Annotated in this window: 14 protein-coding genes and 2 riboswitches; of the genes, 11 read left to right on the top strand and 3 right to left on the bottom strand. The window is 64.3% G+C overall.

The genetic code is table 11. The features are described from left to right. Positions 1-46 precede the first annotated feature (46 nt). Positions 47-631, top strand: coding sequence for a LysE family translocator (locus tag LU682_RS18835; RefSeq protein WP_010953382.1), 585 nt, complete (start codon positions 47-49; stop codon positions 629-631). A gap of 39 nt (positions 632-670) precedes the next feature. Here LU682_RS18835 and LU682_RS18840 read toward each other — a convergent pair whose 3' ends face one another. After that, a complete protein-coding gene (locus LU682_RS18840) occupies positions 671-1,870 on the bottom strand; it encodes a sugar transporter (protein ID WP_049587621.1) in 1,200 nt (399 codons plus the stop codon). A 205-nt stretch (positions 1,871-2,075) separates the two neighbouring features. Between LU682_RS18840 and LU682_RS18845 the strand changes: the two genes are divergently transcribed. Continuing rightward, the gene (locus LU682_RS18845; protein WP_049587616.1) at positions 2,076-3,392 is read left to right on the top strand and encodes a WD40 repeat domain-containing protein; all 1,317 of its coding nucleotides are present in this window, start codon (positions 2,076-2,078) and stop codon (positions 3,390-3,392) included. A gap of 109 nt (positions 3,393-3,501) precedes the next feature. Here the strand turns inward: LU682_RS18845 and calA are convergent, their stop codons facing one another. Then, positions 3,502-4,554, bottom strand: coding sequence for a vanillin reductase (calA, locus tag LU682_RS18850; RefSeq protein ID WP_010953379.1), 1,053 nt, complete (start codon positions 4,552-4,554; stop codon positions 3,502-3,504). Between the two features lie 181 nt (positions 4,555-4,735). Here calA and LU682_RS18855 point away from each other — a divergent pair, with 181 nt between their 5' ends. Beyond that, positions 4,736-5,641, top strand: coding sequence for an AraC family transcriptional regulator (locus LU682_RS18855; RefSeq protein WP_232856994.1), 906 nt, complete (start codon positions 4,736-4,738; stop codon positions 5,639-5,641). 63 nt (positions 5,642-5,704) lie between these two features. Here the strand turns inward: LU682_RS18855 and thpR are convergent, their stop codons facing one another. Then, positions 5,705-6,250: an RNA 2',3'-cyclic phosphodiesterase gene (gene thpR, locus LU682_RS18860; protein ID WP_010953377.1), complete on the bottom strand. Its 546-nt coding sequence runs from the start codon at positions 6,248-6,250 to the stop codon at positions 5,705-5,707. A gap of 158 nt (positions 6,251-6,408) precedes the next feature. Between thpR and lpxO the strand changes: the two genes are divergently transcribed. The 8 genes from lpxO to LU682_RS18900 all read left to right on the top strand — a co-directional run bounded on the left by lpxO (position 6,409) and on the right by LU682_RS18900 (position 15,451). Continuing rightward, entirely contained in the window at positions 6,409-7,308 is a 900-nt protein-coding gene (lpxO, locus tag LU682_RS18865) for a lipid A hydroxylase LpxO (RefSeq protein WP_004573732.1), read from the top strand. Positions 7,309-7,425: 117 nt separating this feature from the next. Further along, a complete protein-coding gene (locus LU682_RS18870; protein ID WP_049587614.1) occupies positions 7,426-7,770 on the top strand; it encodes a carboxymuconolactone decarboxylase family protein in 345 nt (114 codons plus the stop codon). Between the two features lie 78 nt (positions 7,771-7,848). Next, a complete protein-coding gene (locus tag LU682_RS18875) occupies positions 7,849-8,418 on the top strand; it encodes a GNAT family N-acetyltransferase (protein WP_049587612.1) in 570 nt (189 codons plus the stop codon). A 156-nt stretch (positions 8,419-8,574) separates the two neighbouring features. Next, a riboswitch (cobalamin riboswitch) is annotated at positions 8,575-8,782 on the top strand. 109 nt (positions 8,783-8,891) lie between these two features. Beyond that, positions 8,892-11,018, top strand: a complete 2,127-nt coding sequence (locus LU682_RS18880; RefSeq protein ID WP_049587667.1) for a TonB-dependent receptor — start codon at positions 8,892-8,894, stop codon at positions 11,016-11,018. A gap of 117 nt (positions 11,019-11,135) precedes the next feature. Next, a complete protein-coding gene (locus tag LU682_RS18885; protein ID WP_232885689.1) occupies positions 11,136-12,302 on the top strand; it encodes an acetyltransferase domain-containing protein in 1,167 nt (388 codons plus the stop codon). Between the two features lie 28 nt (positions 12,303-12,330). After that, a riboswitch (cobalamin riboswitch) is annotated at positions 12,331-12,528 on the top strand. 111 nt (positions 12,529-12,639) lie between these two features. Next, complete coding sequence (locus LU682_RS18890; protein ID WP_049587609.1) at positions 12,640-13,650, top strand: ABC transporter substrate-binding protein; 1,011 nt, start codon at positions 12,640-12,642, stop codon at positions 13,648-13,650. Beyond that, positions 13,650-14,666, top strand: a complete 1,017-nt coding sequence (locus LU682_RS18895) for a FecCD family ABC transporter permease (RefSeq protein WP_049587606.1) — start codon at positions 13,650-13,652, stop codon at positions 14,664-14,666. The genes LU682_RS18890 and LU682_RS18895 overlap by 1 nt, the downstream gene beginning before the upstream one ends. Continuing rightward, positions 14,663-15,451, top strand: coding sequence for an ABC transporter ATP-binding protein (locus LU682_RS18900; RefSeq protein WP_010953369.1), 789 nt, complete (start codon positions 14,663-14,665; stop codon positions 15,449-15,451). The genes LU682_RS18895 and LU682_RS18900 overlap by 4 nt, the downstream gene beginning before the upstream one ends. The last annotated feature ends 11 nt before the right edge of the window (positions 15,452-15,462 follow it).

Here is a 15,462-nt window from a genome sequence, read left to right on the forward strand (position 1 = left end):
CGGCGGGCAGCGAGCATGGTGCTTCGATGTTACGGAGCCCTGAACCATGTCACAGTCGTTGTTGCCCTTCATTCTGTTTGCCCTGGTGTCCAGCATCAGCCCGGGGCCGACCAACCTGTTGATCCTGGCCCATGGCGCCCGCCGGGGCCTGCGCGCAAGCCTGGCGCCGATCGTGGCGGCGTGTGGCGCGGCTGCAGCCATTGTGCTGCTCGTCGGGCTGGGGCTAGGCGAACTGCTGCTGCGCTACCCCCTGGCGCAACAGCTGATGAGCTGGGCCGGGGTGCTGTGGCTGAGCAGCCTGGCGTGGAAGATGCTGCGCAGTGCCGCCGCCCCGCTCCATGCGGCCACGGCACAAGGCTTCAGTGCGCTCAGTGCGGCCTCGTTGCAGGTGGTGAACCCCAAGGTCTGGTTGATGGCCGTGGCGGTGGTCGGGGTATTTGCCGCGCCGTCGTTGCCAGTGTGGCAGCTGGCGCTGGTGTTCTTGCTGATCGCTCTGCCGAGCATGGCCGCCTGGGCGGTGTTGGGGGTGGGGAGCGCCCGGTGGCTGCAGGCACCGGGGCGGTTGCGGGTGTTCAACCAAGTGTTGGCGGGGGTTTTGTTGATATCGGCATGGGCTGCAGTATTGGCCTGAGCCTCTACTTGACCGACAAGGGGCCTGAGCGGCCTCGGCTCAACGTGTCAACGCCTCGCGAAAGCGCCGGGTACTGGCAACGGCCAGTACCAGCCCGACCACTGCCACGCTGCCGCCCACCAGGCCGATATCCGCCACATCCATCTGGCTGCTGACGATACTGCCCAGCAGCGCACCACCGCCAATGCCGATGTTGTAGATACCCGAGAACAGCGCCATGGCCACATCGGTGGCGTCGGACGCCAGCTTCAGGGTCTTGGACTGCAGCGCCAGGCTGAAGCTGAGAATTGCCACGCCCCAGAACATGCTCAGCACTGCAAACACATAGAAGTTGCCCGACAGCGGCAACATCAGCAACAGGCACGCGGCGAGTACCCCGATCGAACCTACCAGGAAGCCATGCGGGAAGCGTTCGCTGTAACGGCTGAACAACAATGAACCAAAAACCCCGGCACCGCCGAACAACAGCAGCAACAGCGTGGTGCGGTCGCCGCCGATCTGCGCTACGTGCAGGGCGAACGGCTCGATATAGCTGTAGGCCGTGAACTGCGCGGTAATGACCAGCGTCACCAGCAAGTAGGTAATGACCAGTGCCGGGCGCTTGAACAGGACCGGCAGGCTGCGCAACGAACCGGAGTTCTGGCTGGGCAGCAGCGGCAGCGATTTGATCAGGCAAAGCATGGTGGCTAGCGCTACCCCGGCAATGCTCAGGAACGTGATACGCCAGCCCAGTGCCTCGCCCACCACACGGCCCAGCGGGATGCCCAGGACCATGGCCAGGGTAGTACCGGTGGCCAGCAGGCCCAGCGCCTTGGCCTGCTGGCCCGGCGGCGCCACACGCACCGCCAGCGAGGCGGTGATGGACCAGAACACCGCATGCGCCAGGGCAATGCCGATGCGGCTGACCAGCAGCATGGCGAAGCTTTGCGAAAGCCAGGACAGCAAGTGGCTGACAATGAACACCAGGAACACGAACAGCAGCAGACGCCGCCGTTCGATGTTGCGGGTCAGCAACATCATGGGCAACGAGGCCAGTGCCACGATCCAGGCGTAGATGGTCAGCATCAGGCCGACCTGGGCAGTGCTCATGTCGAAGCTGCGGCCAATGTCACTGAGCAGGGCCACCGGGACGAACTCGGTGGTGTTGAAAATGAAGGCCGCCAAGGCCAGGGCGATGACGCTCAGCCAGCTGCCGCTGCCCGTTGTGGGCGGCAGGTGTGTGGGTATGGGTCCGTTCATGGGTGGAAACCGCTTCTCCGCAGACAAGGCAACAGGTCGCACGCCAGCCACCCGCTTGCAGGGGGCCAACGTACGTTTTTGTTATGGATAGGAATGCCCGGCATGGTACGCGCCAAGCTGGGGCCTCACAACCGCAGGGCAGCCAGAAGGAGTACCATGCGCGCTTTGTGTGAAACGCGTGTGCAACAAGGAGCCCGATCCGCTCATGGACAAGCAAGACCCCCAGCAGCAGTGGCAGCAGGCAGTCATCGCCTATGCCCAGGCCGTCAACGACTACGTCGCGCAGGGCCGTGCGCACGGCTGGGACAACCTCGAAGAGCCGCAGGCACCCGCCACCGAACACCTGCTCGACGCCTGGCTGTCAGCCCTGCAGGCAGCCAACCGTCCTGGCGTCGACGAACAGCAGCGCCAGGCATTCCGCAAGGCCTGGCCACCCGCACACCACCCCTTGATACCGTTGCTCGAAGACCACGGCCAAGGCATCAGCCATGTCCTGCTGCTGGAAGATGGCAGCCTGCTGGCCCGCATCGGCATGCCTTACGACAAGGGCCAGGTGGTGCGTATCGACCACCATGGGGTAACCCCGGTCATCGGCATCGAACACTTTGGCCGCTGCCCCGCGCGGCGCTACTTCGCCCTGGCCAATGCCGAGGGCGTGCGTGTGACCGATGGCTGGGGCGGCCCGCAAGTGCAACGCCTGGCCTGGCCCACGGGGCTGGAGGGGTTGCCGCCAGGTTACCCGTTCGAGCCGTTCGACCTGCCGCCCACACCGACCGCGCTGATCCCCTTCCCCGATGGCCAGCGAGTACTGCTGGTGAGCGCCGAAGGTATCTTCGTACTGGCCACTCAAGGTGCGACTCGCCTGCTGCCACAGCAGGCACGCGTGCTCGAAGAGCTGGCCGAGGGCACCGACCCGGACGACATCAGCCTGGGGCTGAGCATGGAGCATGGTGCGGTGTCGGCGGATGGCCGGCTGATCGTCGTGGGTGAGCAAGGCAGCCGACATCTTGTTCTGGACGAACGACTCAAGCCGCTGGCGCACATCGGCCCGGGCAGTGAATACCCACACTTTGCCTTGTTCAACCGCGCCGGTGACCAGTTGATCGTCAATGCCTGCCATTTCTACAGCGGTGCCACGCTGGCCGTGAGGGTGGCAGACCTGCACGGGCTGGATACCGATTACTACAGCCAGGACCCGCGTACCCCGCTGGTGCAGGATGGCGCAAGGGTGTATGCGGGGGTAGCGCGCGATGGCGAGTACATTGTGGGTGATGCCTATGGCTACCTGCGGGCGTTTGGCGAAGAGGGTACGGAGCATTGGCAGCATTACCTGGGCTCGACCATCAGTGCGATGGATATCAGCGCCGACGGGCAAACGCTGGTGGCGGCGAGCCATGCGGGGGTTATTTCGGTGATTGCGCTGGATAGCGGGCGGCCCGAGTGGCAGATCGGTACCGGGGCGCACGGCGAGGTGCGGCGATGGTTGTTCTGGAAGGGCTGGGACAAGCCAATGGCCTGGTAAAACGGCTGCATCGTTGCTGCCTGTACGGCCCCACCGCGCGCAAGCCCTACATCACCCCTGTGTAGGAGCGGGCTTGCCCGCGAAGAGGCCCGTACAGGCAACCGATCAATCAGCCCTGTAGCGTGGCCATGTCGATCACGAACCGGTACTTCACATCACCGGCAATCATCCGCTCATAGGCCTGGTTGATGTTGCGGATATCCAGCATCTCGATATCGCAACGGATGTCGTGCTCGGCGCAGAAGTCCAGCACTTCCTGAGTCTCGGCAATCCCCCCGATCAACGACCCCGCCAGCACCCGGCGCTTCATCACCAGATTGGCCGCATGCAATGCCGGGTCGATCGGTTCGATCAGGCCGACCAGGATGTGCACACCGTCGAACTTCAGCGTTTCCAGGTACGGGTTGAGGTCGTGCTGCACCGGAATGGTGTCGAGCAGGAAATCGAAACGACCGGCAGCGGCGCGCATCTGCTCGGCATCGGTGGAGACGATCACATGGTCGGCCCCCTGGCGGCGAGCTTCCTCGGCCTTGGCTTGGGAGCGCGTAAACAGGGTCACTTCCGCACCCAGGGCCTTGGCCAGTTTGATGCCCATGTGGCCCAGGCCGCCCATGCCGAGGATGCCGATCTTGTGGCCTGGGCCAACGCCGTGGTGCTTGAGCGGCGAATAGGTGGTGATGCCGGCACACAGAATAGGTGCAGCGCTGGGCAGGTCCATGCCGGCCGGTATGCGCACCACGAAGTGCTCGCTGACCACGATGCTGCTGGAGTACCCGCCCATGGTGTTGCTGCCGTCGACCCGGTCCGGGGTGGCGTAGGTCATGGTCGGGCCTTCGAGGCAATATTGCTCCAGGTCCTTGGCGCAGGCTTCACAGGTACGGCACGAGTCGACCATGCAGCCGACGCCCACCAGGTCACCGACCTTGTGCGCGGTGACCTTGTCGCCCACCGCCGTGACCCGGCCGATGATCTCGTGGCCCGGCATCAGCGGGTACACGGCAATGCCCCATTCGTTGCGCGCCTGGTGGATGTCGGAGTGGCACACGCCGCAGTACAGGATGTCGATGGCGACGTCATCCGGGCGCGGGCTGCGGCGTTGGAACGTCATGGGGGCCAGGGGGCTGGTGGGGGTTTGAGCGGCATAACCGATGGCGGTATACATGCAGGGCCTCGCAGTGAAGTGAAACGATTCAGGCGACACATTTTGCGCGTCGTTCGCCGCCTCGCCCACGACTGATTCTCCGGCATGCATGCCTGATTCTACGAAGATGCCAAGCCATGGCTGGCGCCATGCCCTCAATCTGCGATGATCAAGCTGTCTGATTCTCTGCCCTTGGTCCACCATGCAACTGACCCTTCACGTCGATGCCAATGCGCCGCTCTGCTCACTGATCCGCAGCCTCACCACGCGCCCGGGCTTCGTGCCCACCCTCCTGCCCCAAGTGCAGGTGTTGAGCTGGGACCACTATGTGGCCAGCAGCCCACAGATTTACGAACCCAGCCTCATGATCGTGGCCCAGGGCAGCAAGCTGGCACGCCTGGGGCCGCGTACCCTGGAGTACGGTGCAGGGCATTACCTGGTGCAGGCGTTGTCGGTGCCGTTCATGTGTGAAACCTTTGCCACCCGCGAGGCGCCGCTGTTGGGCGTGGCGGTGGGCATCGACCGTGGCGTGCTGGGCGAGTTGGTGCAGAGCATGGGCTTGGCACCGGACGCTGAAGTGCAGGCGCAAACCCCGCAATCGATGACCTCGGCGGCACTGGATGCACCCATGCGCGAAAGTGTGGAACGGCTGCTGCACTGCCTGCAGGACCCGCTTGACGCCAAGGTACTGGGCCCGGCGCGCGTACGCGAGGTGCTGTATACCGCGCTGCGCGGCCCGCAGGCCGGTGTGTTGCGGGCACTGGTGGAGCAACAGGGGCACTTCGCCCGCATCGGCGCCGCCCTCGCCCACCTGCGCGAGCACTACGCCGAGCCGCTGAGCGTGGAGGCACTGGCCGCGCGGGCCAACATGAGCGTTTCGACCTTCCATGAACACTTCAAGCGCTGCACCGACATGGCGCCAATGCAGTACCTGAAGCGCTTGCGGCTACTCAAGGCGCAGCAGATGCTGATTGGCGAAGGCCTGGGCGTGGCACAGGCTGCGCACCGGGTGGGCTATCAGAGCACCTCGCAGTTCAGCCGCGAGTACAAGCGCCAGTTCGAACGCAGCCCGGGGGATGAATTGCCTTACCAAAGCATGCCGGTGTAATCACCCGATCTGAACAGCCCCTGCAGGTACGCATCCGGGACAAGGCGTTTTTCGCCCGGCGAGTCAGTCCGCCAGCGGCCACTGCGCCAATGGCCAGTAAGCCCCCTTGCGCGACTCGTAAAGCGTGAAGTGTCGCGCGGTGAGGTAAAACTCCGGCGCGCTACTGGCCTCGGGCGGCTGCCCGCGGTAATCCCTGGACAGCGTCAGGTGCGGTCGATACTCACGCGTGGCCGCTTCCAGCCCCAACGGCAGCAACGCCTGCTGCAAACCGTACACCAGTTGCAACAGGGCGGGCGGTACCTGCTGCGCCTCCAGCACCAAGGCGCCGGCCCGCTGCCACACCTGCAAGCGGTCAAGCAGAAGCCGCGGTGCCATGGCCGGCAGCGCCAGTTGATCGACTGCCGCACAGATCGCAGGCACCTGGGCGGTATCTACATCGCCGAGGAACAGCAGCGTGACATGGAAGTTGGCCGCCGGCACCGGCTTGCCGCTGCGCAGGTTCAGCCCGCGCCGCCACTGGGCCAGGTCACGGCGCTGGGCGTCGCTGGCCGGCAAGGCGAAGAACAGCCGCTTGAACGGGCTACCGCTGGGACGTATATCCTGAATCATACAAACTCCCTGACATGAAACGTTTGCGCAAGACGGTAGGGTATTACACCAATGTCGCCCCGCAGTTTCATAACAATAAGTACAAACTGCCCCCATGATTGTTTATGCTGGCGGGCTCATGCCTCGGCGCATGGCCATTTTTCGACAAGTAAACGTCCATGAAAATTGCACTCGTACTTATCTTCGTCTTCTCGATCGCCTATGTTCACCTGCGCGGTCGGGTTCGCCACAAGCTGACTCGGCAGCTGGGCGACCACTCCAGCTTCCTGGCCCCGATCAACAGCTTCCTGTACCTGTTCTCCAAACACCCGGCCAAGCCCTACCTGCCGGTCGAGGCCTTTCCAGAACTGAAACCGCTGCAGGACCACTGGCAGGAGATCCGTGAGGAAGGCCGCCAGTTGCTGCACGTAGGCGAAATCAAGAAATCCGACAATTACGATGACGTCGGTTTCAACTCGTTCTTCAAGACCGGCTGGAAACGTTTTTACCTGAAGTGGTATGGCGAAAGCCACCCGTCGGCAATGGCCCTTTGCCCACGCACGACCGAGCTGCTGCAAGGCATCGGCACGGTCAAGGCCGCCATGTTCGCTACCCTGCCTCCGGGAGCCAAGCTGGTGCGCCACCGTGACCCGTATGCCGGCTCGTACCGCTACCATCTGGGCCTGGATACCCCGAATGACGACGGCTGCTACATCGACGTGGACGGCGAGAAATACGCCTGGCGCGATGGCGAGGGGGTGATCTTCGACGAAACCTACATCCACTATGCAGCCAACACCACCGAGCACAACCGCATCATCCTGTTCTGCGACGTCGAGCGCCCGCTCAAGTACCGCTGGGCAACCGCGTTCAACCGCTGGTTCAGCCGCAACGTGATGGCCGCTGCCGCTGCGCCCAACGACGCCAGCGACAAGACCGGTGGCATCAACCGCCTGTTCACCCGCATCTACAAGATCCGCGAGCGTGGCAAGGCGCTGAAGAAGCGCAACCGCATGCGCTACTACCTGGAAAAATGGGCAGTGGTCGCGGCGTTGGTGCTGGTGTTCATCTACATCTGAAGGCTCAACGCAGGCCACCGTACGAGTGACCTGCGTTTACCCACCAAAGTACCGCCTCGCACGTGCCACGCTTCGACTAGCCTGAAAGCTCCACTCGCAACCCCCAAGGTGAAGACGATGAGCATGATGGACTGGGACGCCTACCGTAAGCAGTTAATGGCCGGCATCGGCGATCTCAAGCAACTCTCCCCCGACACCGTAGCCGGCTACATGACCGCCAGCGGTGCAGGTGCCAAGACCAACCACCTGGATGCCAAGACCCGCGAGCTGATCTCCTTGGCCGTGGCTGTGACCACCCGCTGCGACGGCTGCATCGCCGTGCATTCGCAGCAGGCCGTCAAAGCGGGGGCCAGCCGCGAGGAAATTGCCGAGGCCCTCGGCGTGGCCGTGGCCATGAACGCCGGTGCCGCGCTGGTGTACTCCGCCCGTGCAATGGACGCGGTGGGCAAGGCCAACGATTGAGCACAAACGGCGTCGCCGCCCTTGCGCGACGGCGCCGCGCCACCCAGACTGAGCGGCTGACCCCGCGCAGGAACCCGCATGATCCACATTCGCCCCATGACGCCGGACGATTTCGATCGTTTCTGGCCCACCTTCCAGGCCATTGTCCAAGCCCGTGAAACCTACGCTTTCGACCCGGCCCTGAGCTTCGAACAGGCCCGCCAGCTGTGGCTGGAGCTGCCCTTGCACACGCTGCTGGCCGAAGAAGATGGCGAGCTACTGGGTTCGTATTACCTCAAGCCCAATGCTGCCGGGCCTGGTGCGCATGTGGGCAACTGCGGCTACATGGTCTGCGAACAGGCGCGCGGCCGGGGCGTGGCGCGCTTGATGTGCGAGCACTCGCAAAAGCTGGCGCGCCAGGAAGGCTTTCTGGCATTGCAGTTCAACTCGGTGGTAGCCAGCAACGAAGTGGCCGTGGCGCTATGGCACAAGCTGGGCTTTGAAACAGTCGGCCGTTTGCCCAAGGCCTACCGTCATGCCCGCCTGGGGCTGGTGGACTGCCTGGTGATGTACAAGTGGCTGGCGGATGAGCCGGTGGTGGAAAAGCCACCCCTGCTGATCGGGCGCAAGAACATCGAGGCACGGGTATCGCGGCGCCGCGGGCGCTAGCCATTTCAGGCAAGCCTGCCTTCACACCAAGCTCGTCAAGCTGGGGCCTGATGTTCATGCCACATTTGGTCTCGGCGCCGCAAAAACGCACAACCTGTTGTTTTTTCTCAGCATTCACAGCACACCAACATTTGACGCCCCAGCATTTCAGTGGTCAGATGCGCGCCAGTTTCAGGTGCCCTGCGCCGCCGCGCGCAGGGTGAAACGGGAAACCGGTGCGTCGTGTTGCCCACGACAAGTCCGGTGCTGCCCCCGCAACGGTAAGCGAGCGAACCCTTCGAGATACCACTGTGCTCAAGCATGGGAAGGTGAAGGTTTCATGCCCCTCGCAAGCCCGGAGACCGGCCTGGAGCTTCACTTGGCAACCCGCGGTGGGCGGGCGCAGGCCGGAATCCGTGCGCGCGCCTGCCTGCATGGTTCGCCTTTGCGTGTTTTCCACCGGGATCCATTCATTCCTGCAGCAGTGGAACGACATGTCCCGTATGTTCAAGCTTCACCCCCTGGCGGCCTGCCTGGCCGTCGCCCTGCCGGCGCTGGCTGATGACCACGACCCGCAGCCTCTGGCCCTGCCTTCCACGGCCATCACCGACACCCAGGACAACCGCACCATCGACCTGGCCACGCCGACCCAGGCCGGCTCGCGCCTTGGCCTCAGCGCCCTGGAAACACCGGCCAGCATCAGCAGCATCAGCGAACGGCAGATTCAGCAGCGCAACAACATCACGGTGCAGGATGCAGTGACCCGCTCGCCGGGCATCACCTTCGTCGGCTCCCCGGGGGACGGCGGTACTGGCCTGTCTGCCCGCGGCTTTGCCGGCCACAGCTCGGTGATGACCCTGTTCGACGGCGCGCGCCTGTACACCGGTGCCGGCACCCAGACCTTCCCGGTCGACCCGTGGATGGTCGAACGCATCGAAGTGATTCGCGGCCCGGCCTCGGTACTGCATGGCGAAGGCGCCACCGGCGCAGTGATCAACGTGATCCCGAAAAAACCTTTTGGCGGCGAGGTGCGCAACCACCTGCGCCTGGGTTATGGCTCGTGGGACCGCCAGCAGCTCGGTCTGGACAGCGGCGGCAGCCTCAGCGAGCGCCTGAGCTACCGCCTGACGCTGAATCAACAGGCCGGCAATGGCTGGGTCGATCGCACCGCTTCACGTAGCCTGGCCCTGAGCGCCGCGCTGCGTTTTGATGCCAGTGACAATCTCAGCTTCACCCTGGCCCATGACCGCGGCGATGCACAACCTGCCAACTACTACGGTACCCCGCTGATCGACGGCCACTACCGCAGCAGCCTGCGCAAGAAGAACTACAACGTGCAGAACGACGTGCAGCAGTACGTTGATGAATGGACCCGGCTCACGACCGACTGGGCGCTGAACGACCAGCTCAGCGCCAGCAACCAGCTGTACTACATCAAAAGCCGCCGCCACTGGCGCAACGCCGAGGACTACAGCTGGGACACCGGGCGTGAGCAACTGCTGCGCGGCAGCTACCTGGAGATCAAGCACAACCAGGAACAGTTCGGTGACCGCCAGACCTTCACCTTCGACCACAGCCTGTTAGGCCTGGCCAGCAAGACCGTGCTCGGTACCGAGTACAACAAGGTGCGATTCAACGTCGACAGCAATTCACCCTACAACGATGTCGGCGGCGACTACATCGACCCGTGGCAGCCACAGTCAGGCTGGTTTCATAGCGCCTCGCCGTTGCGGCCGCAAACGCTCTCGACCACCCATACCTTTGCCCTGTTTGCCGAAAACCGCCTGCAATTGAGCGACCGCCTGTCTTTGGTTACCGGTGTACGTCGCGACCAGAACCACATCGACCGCAACAACCTGACCAACGACAGCCGCAGCGATCGCAGCCTGCAAGGGGGCAACTGGCGCGTCGGGCTGGTGTACGCACTCAACGACGACCTGTCGTTGTACGGCCAGTACTCGACCAGCGAGGACGGGGTCAACAACCTCATCAGCCTCAGCCCCGCGCAGATGAATTATGACCTGACCGAGGCGAAGCAGACCGAGGCAGGCCTCAAGCAGCGCTTTTGGGAGGGACGTGGCGAATGGACGCTTGCCGCCTACCACATCGTCAAGAAAAAGCTGCTGGTGGACGACCCGATCACGCACGAGAAGCAACAAGCCGGGCAGCAGACCTCCGATGGCCTGGAAGCGACGCTGGAACTGGCCCTGGCCCATCAGTGGCAGGTTTCGGCCAACGCATCGCTGGTACGCGCCAAGTACGACGACTTCGACGAAATGGTCGGCGGCATGCCGCAGGACCGCGCAGGCAACCGGCCGGCCAACGTGCCACGGCGTACCGCCAACCTTTGGTTGAGCAAAGGTTTCGGCCAGCAGGTGGAGGCCGGCATTGGGGCGCGCTATGTGGATGAGCGTTATGCCGATACCGCCAATACCCAGAGCGCCCCCGGGTACACCGTGGTCGATGCCAACATCGCCTGGCAGGTGTTGCCGGATGTGAAGTTGGGGTTGCAGTTGAACAACCTGTTCGATCGCGAGTATGTACAGTCGGCGTTCAGCGGGCAGCAGTGGTTGATGGGGATACCGCGGTCGTACTTCGCGACGGTGGATTACAGCTTCTGATCTGGGTGGCTTGTGCCGCGAAGAGCCCGGCACAGTCCACACAAAAACCTCTATTCCCTTTCAGCGCCTTGTTATACGATAACGTTTCACATGAAATTCATTCCTATTAGACAACCCATGACAAGCGCCATTACCACGCCCACTCTGATCACCCAGCGCCTGCAGAGCATCGATGCCCTGCGCGGCCTGGTGATCCTGTTCATGCTCCTGGACCATGCCCGCGAGACTTTCCTCCTGCACCGCCAGGTCAGCGACCCCATGGCCATCGACACCACGGAACCGGCGCTTTTCTTCAGCCGCACCCTCGCCCACCTGTGTGCGCCTGTGTTCGTCCTGCTGACCGGCCTGTCGGCCTGGCTGTATGGCGAGAAGCATCAGGGCCGTGGCGACGTCTCGGCGTTCCTGTTCAAACGGGGGCTGTTCCTGGTGGTGCTGGAGTTCACCCTGGTCAACTTCGCCTGGACCTTCCAGTTGCCCCCCAGCGTGATCTACCTGCAAGTGATCTGGGCCATCGGCGTCAGCATGATCGCCCTGTCGCTGCTGGTGTGGCTGCCACGCGCCGCGCTGCTCGCACTGGGCGCCAGCATCGTCGCCGGCCACAACCTGCTCGACGGCCTGCACTTTGGCGTGGATTCAGCCCTGCATGTGCCGTGGGCAATCCTGCATGATCGCGGCTGGCTGGCGTTTTCCGAAAACCTGCACCTGCGCACGTCTTACCCGGTGCTGCCGTGGATCGGCGTAATCGCCTTGGGCTACGGCCTGGGCCCCTGGTTCGCCCGCGGCAGCGATGCCGGCCAACGCCAGCAATACCTGCTGGTGGCGGGTTTGTTCGCGCTGCTTGGCTTCGTCCTGCTGCGCATGTTCAACGGTTACGGTGAGGCACCGTGGAGCGGTTACCCAACCTTCACGCAAACCCTGATGAGCTTCTTCAACATCACCAAATACCCACCGTCGCTGCTGTTCCTGACCCTGACCCTGGGCTGCGGCCTGTTGTTGTTGCGCGCGTTCGAACGGGCCGGCCAGGCGCGCTGGATCACTGCCCTGGCGGTGTTCGGTGCGGCACCGATGTTCTTCTACCTGCTGCACCTGTATGTGCTGAAGCTACTGTACCTGGCCTGCGTGGCGCTGTTCGGGCTCAACCATGGCGACTACTTCGGTTTCGACGGTATTGCAGCGGTGTGGCTGGGCGCGGTGCTGCTGGCGGTTGCGCTGTACCTGCCGGTGCGCGGGTTCGCCCGCCTGAAGCAGCGTCGCCGCGACATCCGTTGGCTGAAGTACTTCTGAAAAGCGTTTTCACCTGGCGGCGCGATGGTCTACCATGCGGGCCGCCGGTTTCCACCACGGAACTAACAGGGAATCCCAGGCCTGCCAATACAGGCCAATCGGAACTGCCCCCGCAACTGTAGGTGCCGAGCCTGCTCCATCGATGCCACTGGGCCTGCCGCCCGGGAAGGCCGGAGCCGGGCCGTGACGCACCAGTCAGGAGACCTGCCGGCCTACATTCACCAACCGGCGGGGTGTCCGGGATTGGCCATCCGTGTTGCCCCAGCCACCCGCTGGGGCTCGGCGATGCCTGTCCGTGCGTTCCTCACCAGAACTGTCCGATAGGAGATCGCCCAGCATGCTGCTCCGTTTCGCCACCCTGCTCGCGGGCCTAAGCCTCACTGGCCTGGCCCAGGCCGCTGCCACCCACTACCCGCTGACGGTCGACAACTGCGGCAAGCCGCAGGTTTTTGCCCAGGCGCCGCAGCGCGCCGTCACCATCGGCCAGGCCGGTACCGAGCTGCTCTATGCCCTGGGGCTGGGTGACAAGCTGGCGGGCACCTCGCTGTGGTTCAACAACGTATTGCCGGAATACCAGGCGGTGAACGCCAAGGTGCCGCGCCTGGCCGACAACGACCCCAGCTTCGAGGCGGTGGTCGGCAAGCGCCCGCAGCTGGTCGCGGCGCAGTTCGAATGGATGGTCGGTGCCCAGGGCGTGGTCGCCACCCGCGAGCAGTTCGATGAGCTGAAGATCCCCACCTACGTGCTGCCATCGGACTGCGAGGGCAAGGACAACCTGGTCGGTGCAGACGGCACCCGCCTGCAAGCGTTCCAGGTAGACAGCATCTACAAGAGCGTCAGCGAACTGGCCGAGATCTTCGACGTTCAGGACCGCGGCGCGGCACTGAACGCCGAATTGCAAGGGCGCCTCGACAGCGCCAGGGCACAGCTGGCCGGCAAGGACCTGTCGGCAACTTCGGCGCTGTTCTGGTTCTCCAGCGCCGACCTGGACATCGACCCCTATGTGGCCGGCCGCCAGGGTGTCGCCGACTTCATGCTGCGCACCCTCGGTGTGCGCAACGTGGTCGAGTCCAGCGAAGAATGGCCAAGCGTAGGCTGGGAAACCCTGGCCAAGGCCAATCCGACCTGGCTGATCATCGCGCGCATGGACCGCCGCCGTTTCCCCGCCGACGACTACCAGAAAAAGCTCGAATTCCTGCGCAGTGACCCGGTAACCCGCAACATGGACGCGGTGAAGCACGACCGCATCATTATCCTCGACGCCGACGCCATGCAGGCCGGCATCCGCCTGTTCCGCGGCGTGCAGACGCTGTCCACGGCCTTCGCCAGCGGTAAAGCAGCCCCGTGATGATCCGCCTGTTACCCTGCATCGCGGTTGCCCTGGCCGCTCTGTTGGCCGCCCTGCTGGCCGGTACCGCCATTGGCGAAACCAACCTGTCGCCCAGCGTGGTCGGTCAGGTGCTGGCCAACCACCTGTGGCAAGCCGCCTACCCGGTGGACCCGATCGACGCCGGCATCGTCTGGAACTACCGCCTGACCCGCACCCTGGTCGCGGCCGCTTGTGGCGCCGGGCTGGCCACCTGTGGTGTCATCCTGCAGGCGATGTTGCGCAACCCACTGGCCGAGCCCTACCTGCTGGGGCTGTCTGCCGGTGCCTCGACCGGCGCGGTACTGGTCGGCCTGCTGGGGCTGGGTAGCCTGGCATTAAGCATGTCTGCTGGGGCCTTCATCGGCGCCGGGGCCGCATTTGCCCTGGTGCTGGTGCTGGCCCGCGCGGCCGGCCCCAGCAGCAACAATGCACAGGTCATCCTTGCCGGTATCGCCGGCTCGCAGCTGTTCAATGCACTGACCGCCTTCCTGATCACCAAGTCGGCCACCGCCGAACAGGCGCGCGGCATCCTGTTCTGGCTGCTGGGCAACCTGAGCGGCGTGCGCTGGCCTTCGGTGTGGCTGGCCGTACCGGTGGCGGTTTTCGGCTTGCTGGTGTGCCTGTGGCATCGCCGTGCGCTGGATGCCTTCACCTTCGGTGCCGACTCGGCCGCCTCGCTGGGCATCCCGGTGCGGCGCACCCAGTTGCTGCTGATCAGTTGTGCAGCGCTGGTGACGGCGGTGATGGTGTCCATTGTCGGCGCCATCGGTTTTGTCGGGCTGGTTATCCCCCATGCCTTGCGCCTTCTGCTCGGCCCCGGGCACAGCCGTCTGTTGCCCGCCAGCGCACTGGGCGGTGCGCTGTTCCTGATTGTGGCAGACATTCTTTCGCGCACGCTGATCACCGGCCAGGTGATCCCGGTGGGCGTGGTTACGGCGCTGATCGGTGCCCCCGTATTCGCACTGATTCTGGTCAGCCGTCGGGGGCGCCCATGACCGCCATGGCAGCTGTTCGCATCCCTCCGCTGGCCTGCCATGGGCTGGGGCTGCAACTGGCCGGAAATACCGTGCTCAGCGATATCGACCTTCGCGTTGTCGCCGGTGAAACCCTGGGCATCGTCGGCCCCAACGGCTCGGGTAAATCCTCGCTATTGAAGTTGCTGGCAGGGCTGCGCAAACCCGCCTGCGGCAGCGTGCAGCTCCTGGGTGAGCCACTGGCACAGATGCCCCGCCGCCGTGTTGCCCAGGCGCTGGCGCTGGTCGAGCAACAGGCCGACACACTTGATGCGATCAGCGTGTTCGACGCGGTTGCCTTGGGCCGCACGCCCTGGCTCTCGGCCCTGGCACCGTTCTCCCGGCAGGACTGCGCCATCGTCGAGCAAGCCCTGGCCGACCTCGACGCCCTGCACCTGCGTACGCGCCTGTGGGGGTCGCTGTCCGGTGGCGAGCGCCAGCGTGTGCACATCGCCCGTGCGCTGGCCCAACGGCCGCAGGTGCTGCTGCTGGACGAACCGACCAACCACCTGGACATTCAGCATCAGCTAAGCCTGCTGCAACAAGTGCAGGCGCTGCCGGTCACCACCCTGGTAGCGCTGCATGACCTCAACCAGGCGCTGACCTGTGACCGTGTCGCGGTTCTCGACAAGGGCCGTCTGGTCGCCCTCGGCAACCCCTTCGAAGTCCTTACCCCCGAGCGCCTGTTGAGCACCTTCGGCGTCCACGCCCACTACCTCACCGACCCTTTCGACGGCGCGCGCATCCTGCGCTTTCGCGCCCCCTGAACCTGGTAGCC

The organism is Pseudomonas alloputida, assembly GCF_021283545.2.
In the GTDB taxonomy this organism is placed as follows: Bacteria; Pseudomonadota; Gammaproteobacteria; order Pseudomonadales; family Pseudomonadaceae; genus Aquipseudomonas; species Aquipseudomonas alloputida.

Bases quoted from the DNA above. Each gene is read 5' to 3' on its own strand.
- LU682_RS18880 (WP_049587667.1), top strand. From the start codon at position 8,892: ATGTCCCGTATGTTCAAGCTTCACCCCCTGGCGGCCTGCCTGGCCGTC.
- LU682_RS18875 (WP_049587612.1), top strand. From the start codon at position 7,849: ATGATCCACATTCGCCCCATGACGCCGGACGATTTCGATCGTTTCTGG.
- LU682_RS18900 (WP_010953369.1), top strand. From the start codon at position 14,663: ATGACCGCCATGGCAGCTGTTCGCATCCCTCCGCTGGCCTGCCATGGG.
- LU682_RS18840 (WP_049587621.1), bottom strand. From the start codon at position 1,870: ATGAACGGACCCATACCCACACACCTGCCGCCCACAACGGGCAGCGGC.
- LU682_RS18895 (WP_049587606.1), top strand. From the start codon at position 13,650: ATGATCCGCCTGTTACCCTGCATCGCGGTTGCCCTGGCCGCTCTGTTG.
- LU682_RS18845 (WP_049587616.1), top strand. From the start codon at position 2,076: ATGGACAAGCAAGACCCCCAGCAGCAGTGGCAGCAGGCAGTCATCGCC.
- thpR (WP_010953377.1), bottom strand. From the start codon at position 6,250: ATGATTCAGGATATACGTCCCAGCGGTAGCCCGTTCAAGCGGCTGTTC.
- lpxO (WP_004573732.1), top strand. From the start codon at position 6,409: ATGAAAATTGCACTCGTACTTATCTTCGTCTTCTCGATCGCCTATGTT.
- LU682_RS18890 (WP_049587609.1), top strand. From the start codon at position 12,640: ATGCTGCTCCGTTTCGCCACCCTGCTCGCGGGCCTAAGCCTCACTGGC.
- calA (WP_010953379.1), bottom strand. From the start codon at position 4,554: ATGTATACCGCCATCGGTTATGCCGCTCAAACCCCCACCAGCCCCCTG.
- LU682_RS18835 (WP_010953382.1), top strand. From the start codon at position 47: ATGTCACAGTCGTTGTTGCCCTTCATTCTGTTTGCCCTGGTGTCCAGC.
- LU682_RS18870 (WP_049587614.1), top strand. From the start codon at position 7,426: ATGAGCATGATGGACTGGGACGCCTACCGTAAGCAGTTAATGGCCGGC.
- LU682_RS18885 (WP_232885689.1), top strand. From the start codon at position 11,136: ATGACAAGCGCCATTACCACGCCCACTCTGATCACCCAGCGCCTGCAG.
- LU682_RS18855 (WP_232856994.1), top strand. From the start codon at position 4,736: ATGCAACTGACCCTTCACGTCGATGCCAATGCGCCGCTCTGCTCACTG.